Origin of the sequence: Rhodococcus sp. LW-XY12, assembly GCF_019317345.1 — a bacterium.
GTDB lineage: Bacteria > Actinomycetota > Actinomycetes > Mycobacteriales > Mycobacteriaceae > Rhodococcus > Rhodococcus pyridinivorans.
Window position 1 is genome coordinate 2,125,080 of sequence record NZ_CP079225.1, and the last position, 15,529, is coordinate 2,140,608.

The 15,529-nt window shown below is 68.5% G+C and carries 14 protein-coding genes; 7 read left to right on the forward strand and 7 right to left on the reverse strand.

Translation table 11 applies throughout. The features are described 5' to 3' along the window. Nucleotides 1-94: 94 nt before the first annotated feature. Nucleotides 95-2,749, forward strand: a complete 2,655-nt coding sequence (locus tag KXC42_RS10020) for a bifunctional GNAT family N-acetyltransferase/acetate--CoA ligase family protein (RefSeq protein WP_051424908.1) — start codon at nt 95-97, stop codon at nt 2,747-2,749. Between the two features lie 105 nt (nt 2,750-2,854). Here KXC42_RS10020 and KXC42_RS10025 read toward each other — a convergent pair whose 3' ends face one another. The 3 genes from KXC42_RS10025 to KXC42_RS10035 all read right to left on the reverse strand — a co-directional run bounded on the left by KXC42_RS10025 (nt 2,855) and on the right by KXC42_RS10035 (nt 5,861). Next, the gene (locus KXC42_RS10025; protein WP_006551332.1) at nt 2,855-3,817 is read right to left on the reverse strand and encodes a sigma-70 family RNA polymerase sigma factor; all 963 of its coding nucleotides are present in this window, start codon (nt 3,815-3,817) and stop codon (nt 2,855-2,857) included. A gap of 168 nt (nt 3,818-3,985) precedes the next feature. Then, on the reverse strand, nt 3,986-5,464 hold the full coding sequence (locus KXC42_RS10030; RefSeq protein ID WP_039587047.1) for a methyltransferase: 1,479 nt from the start codon (nt 5,462-5,464) through the stop codon (nt 3,986-3,988). A 37-nt stretch (nt 5,465-5,501) separates the two neighbouring features. After that, nucleotides 5,502-5,861 carry a DUF3099 domain-containing protein gene (locus KXC42_RS10035; protein WP_006551334.1) on the reverse strand — a complete coding sequence of 120 codons (360 nt, stop codon included), beginning with the start codon at nt 5,859-5,861 and terminating at the stop codon, nt 5,502-5,504. Nucleotides 5,862-5,934: 73 nt separating this feature from the next. On the opposite strand from KXC42_RS10035, the gene KXC42_RS10040 reads away from it, so the two are divergent. Then, the gene (locus KXC42_RS10040) at nt 5,935-6,171 is read left to right on the forward strand and encodes a DUF3039 domain-containing protein (RefSeq protein ID WP_006551335.1); all 237 of its coding nucleotides are present in this window, start codon (nt 5,935-5,937) and stop codon (nt 6,169-6,171) included. Here the strand turns inward: KXC42_RS10040 and KXC42_RS10045 are convergent. Then, nucleotides 6,144-7,517, reverse strand: coding sequence for a YihY/virulence factor BrkB family protein (locus KXC42_RS10045; RefSeq protein WP_219130263.1), 1,374 nt, complete (start codon nt 7,515-7,517; stop codon nt 6,144-6,146). The two genes, KXC42_RS10040 and KXC42_RS10045, sit on opposite strands and share 28 nt — an antisense overlap. A gap of 211 nt (nt 7,518-7,728) precedes the next feature. On the opposite strand from KXC42_RS10045, the gene KXC42_RS10050 reads away from it, so the two are divergent. After that, the gene (locus KXC42_RS10050; RefSeq protein ID WP_024100707.1) at nt 7,729-9,456 is read left to right on the forward strand and encodes a DEAD/DEAH box helicase; all 1,728 of its coding nucleotides are present in this window, start codon (nt 7,729-7,731) and stop codon (nt 9,454-9,456) included. Between the two features lie 75 nt (nt 9,457-9,531). On the opposite strand, the gene KXC42_RS10055 is transcribed toward KXC42_RS10050, so the two are convergent. Beyond that, entirely contained in the window at nt 9,532-9,726 is a 195-nt protein-coding gene (locus KXC42_RS10055) for a hypothetical protein (RefSeq protein ID WP_006551338.1), read from the reverse strand. Between the two features lie 258 nt (nt 9,727-9,984). Between KXC42_RS10055 and KXC42_RS10060 the strand changes: the two genes are divergently transcribed. Genes KXC42_RS10060 through KXC42_RS10070 form a run of 3 tightly spaced genes read left to right on the forward strand, consistent with a single transcriptional unit; the run spans nt 9,985 to nt 12,082 of the window. Continuing rightward, nucleotides 9,985-10,365 carry a DUF952 domain-containing protein gene (locus KXC42_RS10060; RefSeq protein WP_006551339.1) on the forward strand — a complete coding sequence of 127 codons (381 nt, stop codon included), beginning with the start codon at nt 9,985-9,987 and terminating at the stop codon, nt 10,363-10,365. 10 nt (nt 10,366-10,375) lie between these two features. Then, complete coding sequence (locus KXC42_RS10065; protein ID WP_006551340.1) at nt 10,376-10,858, forward strand: cation:proton antiporter regulatory subunit; 483 nt, start codon at nt 10,376-10,378, stop codon at nt 10,856-10,858. Between the two features lie 9 nt (nt 10,859-10,867). Further along, entirely contained in the window at nt 10,868-12,082 is a 1,215-nt protein-coding gene (locus KXC42_RS10070; RefSeq protein ID WP_219130264.1) for a cation:proton antiporter, read from the forward strand. A gap of 98 nt (nt 12,083-12,180) precedes the next feature. On the opposite strand, the gene KXC42_RS10075 is transcribed toward KXC42_RS10070, so the two are convergent. Together KXC42_RS10075 and ppgK are read right to left on the reverse strand one after the other, a co-directional pair. Beyond that, nucleotides 12,181-13,554, reverse strand: a complete 1,374-nt coding sequence (locus KXC42_RS10075) for an RNA polymerase sigma factor (RefSeq protein WP_019289209.1) — start codon at nt 13,552-13,554, stop codon at nt 12,181-12,183. 134 nt (nt 13,555-13,688) lie between these two features. Next, entirely contained in the window at nt 13,689-14,474 is a 786-nt protein-coding gene (gene ppgK, locus KXC42_RS10080; protein WP_024100721.1) for a polyphosphate--glucose phosphotransferase, read from the reverse strand. A 99-nt stretch (nt 14,475-14,573) separates the two neighbouring features. Between ppgK and KXC42_RS10085 the strand changes: the two genes are divergently transcribed. Further along, nucleotides 14,574-15,467 carry an inositol monophosphatase family protein gene (locus KXC42_RS10085; protein ID WP_051121554.1) on the forward strand — a complete coding sequence of 298 codons (894 nt, stop codon included), beginning with the start codon at nt 14,574-14,576 and terminating at the stop codon, nt 15,465-15,467. The last annotated feature ends 62 nt before the right edge of the window (nt 15,468-15,529 follow it).

The following is a 15,529-nucleotide window of genomic DNA, read 5'->3' on the forward strand; positions in this document are numbered from 1 at the left end:
CTCGGCGGCACCGGACTCCGCGTCTGCGACGGGCGCGGCCCCCGCGCAGGGTGCCGGGACGACAGGGGAGACCGACCCCGCGCGCGAGGCGGCGCTGGCGCGCGCCCGCGACTATCCGCGGCACTGGGTCGCCGACGTGCTGGCCTCGGACGGCGGCGTCGTACACCTGCGGCCGATCGTCCCCGAGGACGCTGACGCGATCGTCGCCTTTCACAGCAAACTGTCCGAACGCACCCGCTATCTGCGGTACTTCGGTCCGTACCCGACGATCTCGAAGAAGGACCTGTTCAACTTCACGGTCGTCGACCACAAGTCCCGGGTGGCGTTCGTCGCGGTGCTCGGCGACGAGATCATCGCCGTCGGGCGGTACGAGGGACTCTCGCACGAGGGCGACGGTCTCTCCGCCGAGGTGGCCTTCACCGTCGCCGACGCTCACCAGGGACGCGGTCTCGGTCCGATCCTGCTCGAACATCTCGCCGGCGCGGCCGCCGAGAACGGACTGCACACCTTCGTCGCCGAGGTCCTCGCCGAGAACCGGCACATGATCACGGTCTTCCGGGAAGCCGGCTACCAGGTCAGCCGCAGCTTCGAAGGGGGAGTCGTCCGGCTCGAGTTCGCGATCGACCCCACCGAAGCCCTCGTCTCGGTCCGCAACGCCCGCGAACGCGCCGCCGAGGCGCGCAGCGTGCGCAACATCCTCGGTCCCGGCAGTGTCGCCGTCATCGGTGCCTCCACCGACAGCCGCAAGGTGGGCAACGCCGTCCTGGTGAACATGCTGCGCAGCGGGTTCACCGGGCCGGTCTACCCGGTCAACGCCGAACACCGGTCCGTCCGAGGTGTCCGCGCCTACCCGACCGTCCGCGACATCCCCGATGAGATCGATCTCGCGGTCGCCGCCGTCCCCGCCGAATCGATCGACTCGGTGCTCGACGACTGTCTCGCGAAGGGCGTCAAGGCCCTGCTCGTCGTCTCGTCCGGTTTCGGCGAGACCGGACCGGAGGGTCGCGACGCCGAGCGGCGGCTCACGCTGGCCGCGCGGTCGCACGGTATGCGACTCATCGGGCCGAATGCTCTCGGTGTCGCCAACAACGATCCCGCCATCCGACTCAACGCGACCCTCGCGCCCGTGCTCCCGGCGTCCGGCAACGTCGGTTTCTTCTGCCAGTCCGGCGCCCTCGGCATCGCGATCCTCGACGAGGCCGCCAAGACGGGTGTCGGACTGTCGTCCTTCGTCTCGGCCGGCAACCGCGCCGACCTGTCCGGCAACGACCTGCTGCAATACTGGGACACCGATCCTGCCACCGAAGTGGTGCTGCTGTATCTGGAGAGTTTCGGCAACCCGCGCAAGTTCTCGCGCATCGCGCGGCGGGTGGCGCGCAGCAAACCGATCGTCGCCGTCAAGAGCGGCCGCCACGCGGTGCCGCCGGCGCTCGCCGCCCGGACGGGGGAGATGGACGACACCATCGTGCGATACCTGTTCGAGCAGGCCGGTGTCGTCCAGGTCGAGTCCATCGGCCAGCTCTTCGACTCGGCCCTGCTGTTCGGTTACCAGCCGCTGCCCGCGGGTCCCCGCGTCGCCGTGGTCGGCAACTCCACCGCCCTGGGTCTGCTCGCCGTCGACGCCGCCCGCGGCCAGGGTCTGCAGGCACCGGACGCGGTGGATCTCGGCGCGCAGGCGTCGCCCGAGGAATTCGCCGAAGCCGTCGCCCGGGCGCTCGACTCACCCGATGTCGACTCGGTGATCGCGGTCTTCGTCCCGCCGGTCGCCGTCGACGTCCAGCCCTACGCGCAGGCCCTGCGCGACGCCGTCGCCGGGTCGGAGAAGCCGGTGGTCACGACCTTCCTGGCGACCGAGGGTATCCCCGACGTCCTGGCCGTGCGCGGACCGGACGGCAACCCGACCCGCGGATCCGTGCCGTCCTATCCCGGTCCGGAACGAGCGGCGCTCGCCCTGGGGCGGGCGTGGCGGTACGCGAAATGGCGCAGTCGTCCGCCCTCGCAGGTCGTGCGACCGGCGGGCATCGATCCCGAGCGCGCCCGTGCGCTCGTGGACGGCTGGCTCGAGACGACTCCCGAGGGTCGCTACCTGTCGGATACCGAGGCGGCCCTGCTGCTGTCCTGCTACGGAGTCGAGGTCGCGGACTTCCGCGCCGTCACCACCGAGGAGGAGGCAGTCGCGGCGGCGGACGAGATCGGCTTCCCCGTGGCGGTCAAGGCCACCGGTGCGCAGTGGCGGCACCGGCCCGATCTGACCGGGGTCCGGCTCGATCTCGTCGACGCCGATTCGGTACGGATAGCCTATTGCGACCTGGCCGCGGTGTCGGGGGAGCCGTTGATGCACGTGCAGCGGATGGCCCACAAGGGCATCGGTTGCGCGATCCGTGTGCAGGACGACCCGTCGTTCGGTTCGCTCATCTCGTTCGGTCTCGCCGGTGTGATCTCCGACCTGCTCGGCGACCGCGCCTACCGGGTTCTTCCGCTCACGGAGGACGAGGCGGTCGAGTTGATCGACGCGCCGAAGGCGGCGCCGTTGCTCTCGGGCTATCGCAATGCCGCACCGGTGAACAAGCCGGCACTCGTCGACTTCGTCCAGAGGATCTCGGCGCTCGCCGACGACCTGCCCGAGGTGCGCGAACTGGTGTGCGAACCGGTCCTGGCCTCGGTGGTGGGAGCCGAACTCACCGACGCGCACGTGCGGATCGGGCCCGAACCGCACCCGCTCGACCTCGGACCGCGCCGTCTGCGCTGACGGCAGTCCGGCGGCCGAACACCTGCCGGAGAAGGCACCCGAACGGCAACGATCCCCGAGAACCCAGCCCGGTTCTCGGGGATCGGATACCGCTGACGCGCCCGGTCAGCTGGCGTAGGCGCGAAGGCGCTCGGCGCGGTCTCCTTCGCGGAGCTTGACCATCACTTCGCGTTCGATCTGCCGGACACGCTCACGGGACAGCCCGAAGAGCTTGCCGATCTGATCGAGGGTGCGGGGCTGGCCGTCGTCGAGGCCGTAGCGCAGCCGGATGACCTGCTGTTCGCGCTCGTCGAGCGTCGCGAGGACGCTGCGGACGTCGCTGTGCAGGAGTCCGGCGATGACGGCGGTCTCGGCGGACGTCGCCTCGGCGTCCTCGATGAAGTCGCCCAGCGGGGCCTCCTCGTCGTTGCCGACGGGCATGTCGAGGCTCACCGGGTCGCGGCTGTGGTCGAGCAGGTCGGCGATCTTCTCGACGGGGATACCCGACTCGTTGGCGAGTTCCTCGTCGGTCGCCTCGCGGCCGAGCTGCTGGTGCAGCTCACGCTTGATGCGGGCGAGCTTGTTGACCTGTTCGACGAGGTGGACGGGGAGCCGGATCGTGCGGCTCTGGTCGGCCATTCCGCGGGTGATGGCCTGACGGATCCACCACGTCGCGTAGGTCGAGAACTTGAAGCCCTTCGCGTAGTCGAACTTCTCCATCGCGCGGATCAGGCCGAGGTTGCCCTCCTGGATGAGGTCCAGCAGGGGCATACCGCGTCCGGTGTAACGCTTCGCCAGCGAGACGACGAGGCGCAGGTTCGCCTCGAGCAGGTGGCTGCGAGCGGCCTGTCCTTCGCGGACGATGATCGCGAGGTCGCGCTTCTTCGCCGCCGACAGACGCTTCTTCGTCTCGAGCAGGTGCTTGGCATACAGGCCGGCCTCGATCCGCTTGGCCAATTCCACCTCGTCGGCTGCGGTGAGCAGAGCGGTCCGTCCGATGCCGTTCAGGTAGACGCGAACGAGATCGGCTGCGGGGCTCTGACCGTCCAGGTCGGAATCGAAGCGAGCGGTGGTTTCGGGGCGTGCCATGACGTGCCTCCTCATCGGTGGTGTCTCACAGGGTTCAACGACCGGCGAAGCGGTGGAGTTCCCGTCGGTCTCGGAGTACCACCGCGCTGACCTGCACTAACCCGATGAGCTCCTGAGAAGTTGCTGAGAGAACCGAATCGTGGAACCTCAGGAACGCCCCGGAGGGGGTCAGACGGGCTCGATCAGCCCGTGCCGCACCAAGCCGTGCACGAGGCCCACCGATTGCGTGAGGAGGTCGTCCTCGTCCTCGCCGTGCGCGGCCGCGAGCAGCGACACGAGATCCCCGAGCGGAAGACCGTCAGCGCGCATGCCGCCGAGCAGGGCGGCCGCGAGGTCGTCCACCTCGTGCTGCCAGGCCGGACCGCCACCCCGATGCACCCGCACGACCACCTGGTTCCATCCGTCCTCGCCGGGCAGGTGCACCCGCTCGAGGGCCGTGTCGGGCCGCACCGCGAAACGGGCGTCGAGCACCTCGTGTGTACGCAGCCAGTCGAGCCGCCGGAAGTAGTCGATCGCCTCGTCGCCCAGCGCGTCGGTGAACGCGTGCCGCAGGTCCTCGGCCATCACATCGGACGGCAGGTCGGTGCGGCGCAGGTAGACGAACCCGAACCCGACGCCCTCGACGCCCTGCTCCTCGAAGTGGTCGAGCCACTGCTCGGCGCGCACCGCGACCTCCGGCTCGCGTTGATCGGCGTCACCGTCTCGCAGCCACGTCCCGACGTAGAGGGCCGGATCGGCGACATCGCGCTGCACGATCCAGGCGTCGACGCCGTGTGACGGCAGCCACGATGCGACGCGGGTCCGCCAGTCCTCGCCCTCGACGTGCACCCAGGACGCGAGCATCGCGGCGGTGCCGCCGGGATTCAGGTGTTCGGCGACCTGCGAGATCATGAGCCGGCTGGCGCCGTCGAGGTCGAGACCGGAATCGCGGTAGCTGTGCTCGACACGTCCGGCGCTCACCACGAACGGTGGATTCGCGACGATGCGGTCGAAGGTCCGGCCGGCGACCGGCTCGAACCACGACCCCTCGAGAAGATCGATGTCGATCTCGTTCAACGCGGCGCTCGCGGCGGCCAGGGTCAGGCAGCGGGGGTTGATGTCGGTCGCGGTGACCTCGTCCGCGTGGTCCGCGGCGCGGATCGCCTGCACCCCGCAACCGGTGCCGAGATCGAGCACCGAACCGACCCGATCGGTCGGGGTGGCCTGCAGCAGCGACAGGGAGGCCTGACCGACGCCGAGGACGTGATCGGGGCGGGTCGGGACGGGCCGGATCGAGCCGTCGAGATCGGACAGCACCCAGCGGCTGCCGGTCCCGGCGTCGAGGGGCCGCAGGTCGAGAGCGGCCCGCACGCCGTCGCCGTCGCGTTCGACGAGTCCCGCCTGCACGGCCTGCTCCGTCGTCACCGGAGCGAGAGCCTGCGCGACCTCATCCTCGGGGCAGGTGTCCTGGAGGAGGAACAGCCGCACGAGCACGCCGAGATCGCCCGCACCGCGCGCGATGCGCCGAGCAGGGACGGGTTCGCTACGCCCGAGGGCGGCGTGCGCCTCGGGGCCGAGCAGTTCCCGGACGGTGTCGAGGTCGTAGCGGCACCGGATCAATGCGGTGCGCAGAGCCGGGCAGAGAGACAGGAGAAGGTCGCGGTCCACCACGACATTCTCGCAAGCGTCCCGTCCGGGGTCCCTGTCAGCCGTCGATCACATGGTGGCGGGACGACTCGATCGCCGGGGCATCGTCGAAGCGGCCGTCCCAGCGGCTCGGTTCGTCCTTGCGGCGCGGCGGCCGGTCGTTGGCGATGAGGACGGCGATCCACGGCAGCGGGATCGACACCCCGATGATCGCCATCGAGATCCAGGGATTGGCCCATACGCCGTACGCGATCGCCGCCAGCAGCAGGGCTGGGATGCGGACCGACATGATGGTGAGGTACTTGCGAACCCGTGCTCGGTGCTGATCCTCGAGCGACGCCTCCGCCGCGGTGATCAGAACCGGGTTGTCGGGCGATCCGTTCTCGGGGGATCCGCCGAAACCGTGAGTTCTCGCCATGTCTTCCACCTTCCCACGCCGGGCCGTCGCACGCACATACACATCCGGCCCTTCCGTGCGGCATCATGGACACGTGAGCACGGATATCAAGGAACGGCCGGATACCACCACCGACGAAACGACCGACGACGACACCCCGAAGTTCTTCCACTACGTGAAGAAGAACAAGATCGCCGAGAGTGCGGTCATGGGTACCCATGTGGTCGCGCTGTGCGGTGAGGTCTTTCCGGTGACCCGGTCGCCGAAGCCCGGCTCGCCGGTGTGCCCCGAATGCAAGAAAGTCTACGACGGTTTGCGCAAGGGCGACTGAGACACCTGGTGGAATACCTCGTCGTCCGCCGCGGCGTCGGGTGATTCCGGCGACGGTCTTGCGGCCGGCGAAGACGGTGATACTGCCTCCACCGTCAACAGTTCGGTCTGGGCCGGGGGAACTTCGGATCCCCCGGCCTTGTCGTCGTGCGAGGAAGTGTCGTCGTGCGAGGAAGTGTCGTCGTGGGGAGCAGTGTCGTCGTGGGGGGCAGTGTCGTCGTGGGGGGCAGGCCGATCGTCCGGCGCCGCATCCGACTCGACGGGTTTCCCGTCGATCGGCCACGACTCGGGTTGGCGATCCCCGGGCCGGATCAGGTCCGACAGCCGGATGGTCGTGGAGCTCGTCAACCGGCGGGTGAGGTTCGTCACCGGTCCGCTGTCGGGCGACGGATCACGGGCCGACTGCTCCGCGAGCCAGATCCGCCACTGCTCCAGACGCGTGGCGCGCGCCGGCCAGAACTGTTGCACCGTGGCGTTGAACTCCGCTCCGAGGACCACGGCGAACCCCAAGAAGAACGTGAACAACAGGAACGCGATCGGGGCGGCGAGCGCACCGTAGGTGTAACCCGTGGCCGCGACCCACGTCAGGTACCACCGCAGGATCACGCTCGACGCGAGGAAGAACACCCCGGCCAGCACCGCGCCACCGAGCAGTCGGTGCCACGGCAGTGACTTCGGCAGCGCCACCTTGTACAGGGTCGTCAGACCGATCAGTAGGAGCAGACCCACCGCGGGGAAGTAGAAGGTGTCGATGATCCGTGAGCCGACATCGAACCAGGCGTCGGGCAGCAACCGGCCGATCAGAGTGGGTCCGAGCGCGACGAGCGGCATCGTGAACACCGCCAGGATCAGGAAGATCACGTAGAGGAGCAGCCCGAAGATCCGCTGCCACACCGGGTGGCGATGGTCCTGCTGGTGGTGCGCTTCGACGATCGAATCCACGAACGTCGAGATCGCCGACGATCCTGCCCACAGCGACAACACGAAGCCCAACGACATCACGTCGGCGCGACCCCGACGGAGGACGTCCTCGACCGTGGGTTCGATGATCTGGTCGACCACGCTGTCGCTGAAGACCGAGCGGAGGAAGGTGACGGTCTTCGACGTGATGATCTCCACCGTGTCGGGACCGAACCAGCCACCGACGTAACCGAGACTGCCGAGCAGACCGAGCAACAGGGGCGGCAGTGAGAGGGTCTGCCAGAAGGCCGCGGTCGCCGCCTTGCTGAAGATCGAGTGGTCCCAGGCCGACGACAGGGTGTGCGTCACGACCTTCCAGCCCTTTCCGACCGCGCGGCGAACGCGGCCGGAGGGTGCCTGTGCGGGGGATCGTGGTGTGTCGTTCATCTACTTCCAGAATTCCTGAAGACACGCTCGCGTGCGCGCACAGGCAGGTGAGGGCCTCTCGAATTCTGCCACGCAGTCCTCGGAGAACCCGCCGACGCCGCGGCTTCGGCGGGTTCGCGGGCTCCGAGACGATAGGCTGCATGACGGTCGGCGCCCGGACGAGTGCAGTGGCACCGACCCGAGCGAAGCGGACAAGGAGCACGAGAAACCGGTGAGCACCGAAACCGTCGGACAAGCTACGACCTCCGCCCCTGTGGCCCAGCTACGTGCCTGGCAGCGCCGCGCCCTCACCAAGTACCTCGCGACGAAGCCGCGCGACTTCCTCGCCGTCGCGACCCCCGGCGCCGGTAAGACGACCTTCGCCCTCCGGGTGGCGTCGGAGCTGCTGCGCGACCGGACGGTCGACCAGATCACGGTGGTCGCCCCCACGGAGCACCTCAAGCACCAGTGGGCGGGTGCCGCGGCCCGCATCGGCATCGCGCTCGACTCGAACTTCACGAATTCCACCGGGCAGACATCGAGCGACTACCAGGGCGTCGTGGTCACCTACGCGCAGATCGCCTCGCACCCGTTCAAGCACCGTGTGCGCACGGAGGCGCGTCGCACCCTGGTGATCCTCGACGAGATCCACCACGGTGGCGACGCGAAGAGCTGGGGTGAGGGCATTCTCGAGGCGTTCGGGGACGCGACCCGCCGTCTGGCACTGACCGGTACGCCCTTCCGCAGCGACGACAGTGCGATCCCGTTCGTGAGCTACGAACCGAACGAGGACGGTCTGCTGCAGTCCAAGGCCGACCACGCCTACGGCTACGCCGACGCACTCGCCGACGGCGTCGTGCGCCCCGTCGTATTCCTCGCGTACTCGGGCGAGGCGCGCTGGCGCACGAGTGCGGGGGAGGAGTTCACCGCGCGACTGGGAGAGCCTCTCAGCGCCGAGCAGACGGCCCGGGCGTGGCGGACGGCCCTCGATCCCCAAGGCGACTGGATTCCTGCGGTGCTGGGGGCGGCGAACACCCGTCTGCAGCAGCTGCGTGCCGGCGGCATGCCGGACGCCGGTGGGCTCGTCATCGCCACCGACCAGACCACCGCGCGTGCGTACGCGAAGATCCTCGAGTCGATCACCGGCGAGATGCCGACCGTGGTGCTCTCGGACGATCCCACCGCCTCCGACCGCATCTCGCAGTTCAGCGAGGGCAACCAGAGGTGGATGGTCGCCGTGCGCATGGTGTCCGAGGGCGTCGACGTCCCGCGACTGGCGGTGGGTGTGTACGCGACCAGCGCCTCGACCCCGTTGTTCTTCGCGCAGGCCATCGGCCGCTTCGTGCGGTCGCGCCGCAAGGGGGAGACGGCCAGTGTCTTCCTGCCGTCCGTGCCGGTGCTGCTCGAGCTCGCCAGCCAGCTCGAGGCCCAGCGCGACCACGTGCTCGGCAAGCCGCACCGGGTCAAGGAGGGCTTCGACGACGAGCTGCTCGCCGACGCGAACCGGCGCAAGGACGAGCCCGGCGAGGACGAGAAGGCCTACCACTCGCTCGGGGCGGACGCCGAACTCGATCAGGTCATCTACGACGGATCCTCTTTCGGCACCGCGACATTCGCGGGTTCCGACGAGGAGGCCGATTATCTGGGGCTCCCGGGCCTGCTCGACGCGGAACAGATGCGGGCGCTGCTGCGTCAGCGTCAGGAACAGCAGCTGAACAAGCCGAAGGCCGAACCGGCACCCACGCCGCCGCCCCAGGTGACCGAGCGTGTCGAGACCGCCGACACCCTCGCCCAGCTCCGTCGCGAACTCAACTCGCTCGTCGCGGTCGTGCACCACCGGACCAGGAAGCCGCACGGGGTGATCCACGGCGAACTGCGTCGCCAGTGCGGTGGTCCGCCGACGGCGATGGCGACCGCCGAGCAACTGCGCGACCGGATCGCGATCCTGCGCAGTTGGTGACGACGAGAACGGGCGACCACCTCGAGGTGGTCGCCCGTTCGGTCGGGTCTCGGAACCGTGGTTCCGGACGGCGGATCACACGGTGGCGTCGGACTCGCTCACGATCGTCGCTCCGAGTTCACGGAGGCGGTCGGTGTGCTCGTTCGCGTGGTGCCCGCAGAACAACAGTTCTCCGCCGGTAGGAAGGACGGCGCGGACACGAGCGGCGGCATTGCACCGATCGCAGCGATCTGCAGCGGTCAATTTCGGGCTGGTCAACGTACCGGGCATGACTCCTCCAAACTGGCCACCGCTCATATCGGGTGCCGGGGTCTGGTCCGCCGCACCGGCCGGCGCGGTGGATCTACTCTGACAGACGATTCGTATTCACGTGTTGTTCCCCTGGATGCCCAATGGTGGCGTGTTTCACGCATCGAACAGCGAAAATGCTTCGACATGGCCGTTTTCCGCACGGTGTGTTCGCTCACAGCGCAGAGCCCGAGGGAGCCGGAAACGCCCCGGACGGGCTGTCCGACGCACAATGACGCCATGACCGAGACCCTGCTGCACATCATCTCCCGCGACGACTGGGACCACTTCCGACCCCTCGGGGCGGTCGTGCCGGACTCCCTCGGGACCCAGGGTTTCGTCCACCTGTCGACCCCGCACCAGGTGCACCTGCCCGCCGACCGGTTGTACGCAGGCCGCACGGACCTGCTCCTGCTGCGCGTCGACCCGACGCGCCTCGTCGACCCGCTCCGTTTCGAACCCGGCGTACCGGAGGACCCGGAGTCGATGCGCTTTCCGCACCTCTACGGGCCCCTGCCCGTCGACGTCGTTGTGGAGGTGACGCCCTACCTGCCGGGACCGGACGGTCGGTTCCCGCCCCTCGACCGGGAGCGAGCGGATGCCGTCGGTCCGGAGGACTAGTCTTTCGACCATGATCGTCGACGTGACGCCGCTTCCCGGGATCGGTGTACGCAAGGACTTCGAACTGGCCTCCGGGCGCCGCATCGGGGTGATCACCCATCGGGACGGTCACAGCGACCTCATCATCTCGAAGGCGGGCGACCCCGACGCGTGTGCGGCCTCCCTGCCTCTCACCGTCGAGGAGGCGGCGACGCTCAGCAATCTGCTCGGTGCCCCACAGCTCGTCGCCCAGTTGCGTGAGGACCACCGCGACCTGCCCGGAATCCTCACCCGCCAGCTCCACATCCACGAGGATTCACGGTTCGACGGAGCGGTACTGGGCGACACCGCGTTGCGCACCCGCACCGGTGTGTCCGTCGTGGCCGTGATGCGTGCCGGTCAGGTCATGCCGTCCCCGACACCCGACTTCGTTCTCACGGGTGGGGACATCCTGGTGACGGTCGGAACGGCCGACGGTCTCGACGCGGCCGCCAGGATCCTGCGCAACGGCTGATCCCGAAGAATGGACACGACGACACTCGCACTCATCGAACTGGGTGCGGTGTTCTTCGGACTCGGCGTCCTCGGACGGCTCGCGGCGCGGATCGGCATGTCGCCGATCCCGTTCTATCTGATCGGCGGCCTGTGCTTCGGCAATGGTGGCTTCATCCAGCTCGGCGATATCGGGGCGTTCAGTCACATCGCCAGCGAGATCGGCGTGGTCCTGCTGCTGTTGCTGCTCGGTCTCGAGTACACCGCGAACGAGTTGATCAGCGGCCTGCGACGCTCCCGGATAGCAGGCCTGCTCGACCTCGCCCTGAACGCGGTGCCGGGAGCCGCCATCGCGCTGATCCTGGGTCTCGGACCCATCGGCGCCTTCGTGCTTGCGGGTGTCACCTACATCTCGTCGTCCGGGATCGTGGCGAAGGTCCTCGCCGATCTGGGGCGCCTCGGCAACCGCGAGACACCGGTCGTCCTGTCGATCCTCGTCTTCGAGGATCTCGCGATGGCCGTCTACCTCCCGATCCTCACTGCGATCCTGGCGGGCGTGAGTCTGCTCGGCGGCCTCGAAGCCGTCGCGATCTCACTCGGTCTCGTCACCGTGGTGTTGGTGCTGGTGGTGCGATACGGGCGCTACGTCTCGGTCGTGCTCGACAGCCCCGATCGGGAAACGCTGTTGCTCAAGCTGCTCGGCGCAGCGCTGCTGGTGGCGGGGATCGCGTCGGCCCTGCAGGTGTCCGCGGCCGTGGGCGCCTTCCTGCTGGGCATCGCCATCTCCGGTTCGACGGCACACAACGCGGTCCGGGTCCTCGAACCGCTCCGCGACCTGTTCGCCGCCATCTTCTTCGTCTTCTTCGGGCTGAACACCGATCCGACGGCGATACCGCCGGTGCTCGGCTGGGCGATCCTGCTGGCCGTGCTGACCGCGCTGACGAAGCTCGTCACCGGATGGATCGCGGCGGCCCGTCACGGTATCGCCGTGATGGGCCGGGCGCGCGCCGGCGCGGCACTCATCGCCCGGGGAGAGTTCTCCATCGTGATCGCCGGGCTGGCCGTCGCCTCCGGACACGTCGACAGTCGCCTCGCGGCGATCGCTTCGGCATACGTGATGATCACCGCCGTGCTCGGTCCGGTGGCCGCGCGGGTCGTCGAACCGGTGATGCGGTTCGCATCCACACGACTCCCCGGAGGTGACGAGCGACAGCGCCTTCCCGGAGACGAACCGGAGCTTCTCTAACGGCCCCTTCTCCAGCGGCCTTCTTCTGCTGACCTCGGGGTACGGAACGAAGAACGAGGGCCACCCGATCGGATGGCCCTCGTTCTTCGTGACGGATGTCAGTCGAGGTAGTCGCGGAGCACCTGCGACCGCGACGGGTGGCGCAGCTTCGACATGGTCTTCGACTCGATCTGACGGATGCGCTCGCGCGTCACGCCGTAGACCTGACCGATCTCGTCGAGGGTACGCGGCTGGCCGTCGGTGAGGCCGAAGCGCAGACGCACGACGCCCGCTTCACGCTCGGACAGGGTCTCGAGCACCGACTGCAGCTGATCCTGCAGCAGGGTGAAGGAGACGGCGTCGACGGCCACGACGGCCTCGGAGTCCTCGATGAAGTCGCCGAGCTGGCTGTCGCCCTCGTCGCCGATCGTCTGGTCGAGGGAGATGGGCTCACGCGCGTACTGCTGGATCTCCAGCACCTTCTCCGGCGTGATGTCCATTTCCTTGGCGAGCTCCTCGGGCGTGGGCTCGCGGCCCAGATCCTGGAGCAACTCGCGCTGGATACGACCGAGCTTGTTGATGACCTCGACCATGTGCACCGGGATACGGATGGTGCGGGCCTGGTCGGCCATGGCACGGGTGATGGCCTGACGGATCCACCAGGTCGCGTAGGTGGAGAACTTGTAACCCTTGGTGTAGTCGAACTTCTCGACCGCGCGGATCAGACCGAGGTTGCCTTCCTGGATCAGGTCCAGGAACGCCATGCCGCGGCCGGTGTAGCGCTTGGCGAGCGAGACGACGAGACGGAGGTTCGCCTCGAGCAGGTGGTTCTTGGCCCGGTTGCCGTCGCGGCAGATCCAGTTCAGATCGCGGCGCTGCGCAACGGGGAGCTTCTCGCCCTTCGCCGCCAGCTGCTGCAGCATGTGGGTCGCGTACAGACCGGCCTCGATGCGCTTGGCGAGCTCGACTTCCTCCTCGGCGTTGAGGAGGGCGACCTTGCCGATCTGCTTGAGGTAGGCGCGCACGGAGTCGGCCGAGGCGGTGAGCTCGGCGTCCTTGCGTGCCTGACGCAGCGCCTCGGACTCCTCCTCGTCCCAGACGAAGTCGCCCGAGGCCTTGTCCTTCTCGCTGGGCTCGTCGTCCTCGACCACCACATCCTCGGCGCCGGCGAGATCACCCTCCGAGACCTCGAGGTCTGCGAGGTCCGCTTCCTCGGTGGCGTCGAAGTCCTCGTCGCCCGAACCCGCAGCCTTCGTGGCCTTCTTTGCTGCCTTCTTCGCGGTGGTCTTCTTGGCGGCTGCCTTCTTCGCAGGAGCCTTCCTGGCGGCCGCCTTCTTCGCGGGGGCCTTCTTCGCAGCGGTCTTCTTCGCCGGCGGCTTGGCACCGGGAGCGGTGCCCTCCGCGGAGTCCGCAGCGCCTGCGACGCTCGAAGCGTCCGCAACGGGTGCCGATTCGTTGGCGGAATCAGCGGTGTGGATGTCGGTGGCTGCCACGTACGCCCTTTCGTGACGAGGTAGTGCGGCGTCGCGCCAGAGTGATTCCGGCGGAGAGGTCTGTCGGGATGAGGGCCGGTTCCGGCCTGCTGGGGACCATTGTAACGATCCCTCGGGCGGCCGATGCGCCGGACTCAGGGAGTGACACCTGTTTTCGCAGCATAAGCAGCCCCTACGATTCCCGCCGCGTTGCGCAGTTCGGCGGGGACCACCGGGGTGCGGTTGGTCAGGAGCGGGATCCACTTCTCGTGCTTGCGGCTGATGCCGCCGCCCGCGATGAACAGGTCGGGCCAGAGCAGATCCTCGAAGCGGGCGAGGACGCGCGAGACCTCCTTGGCCCACTGCTTGTACGACAGGTCGTTGCGCTCCTTGACCGACGAGGCGGCGCGGTGCTCGGCCTCCTTGCCGTCGACCTCCATGTGCCCGAACTCGGTGTTGGGCAGCAGTACACCGTTGTGCAGCACGGCCGAACCGATCCCGGTGCCGAAGGTCAGGAGGATCACCACGCCGTCGGTGTCCTTGGCGGCACCGAAGCGGTCTTCGGCGATTCCCGCGGCGTCCGCGTCGTTGAGCACCGAGACGTCCCGGCCGCCGAGCACCCGCGAGAAGAGGGATCCGGCGTCGGTCCCGATCCACGACTTGTCGATGTTGGCGGCGGTGCGGGCGACACCTCCGGTGACCACGCTCGGCAGGGTCACGCCGACGGGACCCGTCCAGCCGGCTTGTTCGACGATCTGCGCCACCGTCTTCGCCACGGCCTCGGGAGTGGACGGTTGCGGAGTGAGGATCTTGATGCGGTCGCCGACCAAGCGGCCCGTGTCGAGATCCACCACGGCACCCTTGACGCCACTTCCCCCGATGTCGACTCCGAATCCGTGGTTGACGGGAGTCGCTCGGTCCGTGGGGACGTCCTGTGCCATTGCGTACTTCCTCTCGCTGGGTGGGGCCGGCTGCTCCGCTCGTGGAAACGATAGTGCCCGGTGTCACCGGGTGCGGGGTCGGTGGCGAAACCGTCGGCACTGTGTTCGGATCGGTTCGTGCACGCACAGAGAACAATCCCCGAATCCGAGTTGTCCGCGCTGAGGGATGTGGCGGTGACCGTCGCCCGTGAGGCCGCGTCCTACGTCCGTGTACGCCGGGTCGAGCTGTTCGGTCCTCCGGGCTCGGGGGAGGCCGCCAGTGTGGGGACGAAATCGACGGTGACCGATCCCGTCACCGCCGCCGACACCGAGAGTGAGGAACTCATCCGGCGTCGGCTCACGGAACTGCGGCCGGGCGACGCCTTCCTCGGCGAGGAGACCGGGGCCGACGGCGGGACGGCGACTGCCGCGAGCGGAGTCGTCTGGGTGGTCGATCCCATCGACGGCACCGTCAACTTCGTCTACGGACTCCCCGCCTCGGCGGTCTCGGTGGCCGCGCGGGTCGACGGACGCTCGGTGGCCGGTGCCGTCGTCGACATCGCCTCGGGGGAGACGTTCTCGGCGGCAGAGGGTCTCGGTGCCCATCTGGACGTCGACGGCACGCGGGTGCCGTTGCGATGCAATCCCGTGACGGATCCGCGACTGGCGCTCGTGGCGACCGGCTTCTCGTACTCGCCGGCACGACGCGCACGTCAGGGTGAGCTGGTGGCAGCGCTGCTACCGAGGGTGCGCGACATCCGGCGTGTCGGAGCGGCCGCCCTGGACCTGTGCATGGTCGCGGCCGGCAGGGTCGACGCCCACTACGAACACGGACTCGGTCCCTGGGACTGGGCGGCGGGGGCGCTCGTCGCTGCGGAAGCCGGTGCGGTGGTGCGTGTCCCGAGCGGCACCGGGGACGACGGGGAACTCACGGTCGCGGCCGCGCCGGGGATCGCGGCCGATTTCGAAACTCTGCTCGCCGAAATCGGAGCGCTCGACGCAATTCCGAATTGACCGTTTCGTCACATCATGAATTGTGGTTCGTCACCTTTTACCGCAACAGTGACGAAAAACAG

Excerpts from the sequence above, each read along its gene's own strand:
- KXC42_RS10025 (WP_006551332.1), bottom strand. The coding sequence starts at position 3,817 with ATGGCACGCCCCGAAACCACCGCTCGCTTCGATTCCGACCTGGACGGT.
- KXC42_RS10035 (WP_006551334.1), bottom strand. The coding sequence starts at position 5,861 with ATGGCGAGAACTCACGGTTTCGGCGGATCCCCCGAGAACGGATCGCCC.
- KXC42_RS10045 (WP_219130263.1), bottom strand. The coding sequence starts at position 7,517 with ATGAACGACACACCACGATCCCCCGCACAGGCACCCTCCGGCCGCGTT.
- KXC42_RS10055 (WP_006551338.1), bottom strand. The coding sequence starts at position 9,726 with ATGCCCGGTACGTTGACCAGCCCGAAATTGACCGCTGCAGATCGCTGC.
- KXC42_RS10060 (WP_006551339.1), top strand. The coding sequence starts at position 9,985 with ATGACCGAGACCCTGCTGCACATCATCTCCCGCGACGACTGGGACCAC.
- KXC42_RS10065 (WP_006551340.1), top strand. The coding sequence starts at position 10,376 with ATGATCGTCGACGTGACGCCGCTTCCCGGGATCGGTGTACGCAAGGAC.
- KXC42_RS10070 (WP_219130264.1), top strand. The coding sequence starts at position 10,868 with ATGGACACGACGACACTCGCACTCATCGAACTGGGTGCGGTGTTCTTC.
- ppgK (WP_024100721.1), bottom strand. The coding sequence starts at position 14,474 with ATGGCACAGGACGTCCCCACGGACCGAGCGACTCCCGTCAACCACGGA.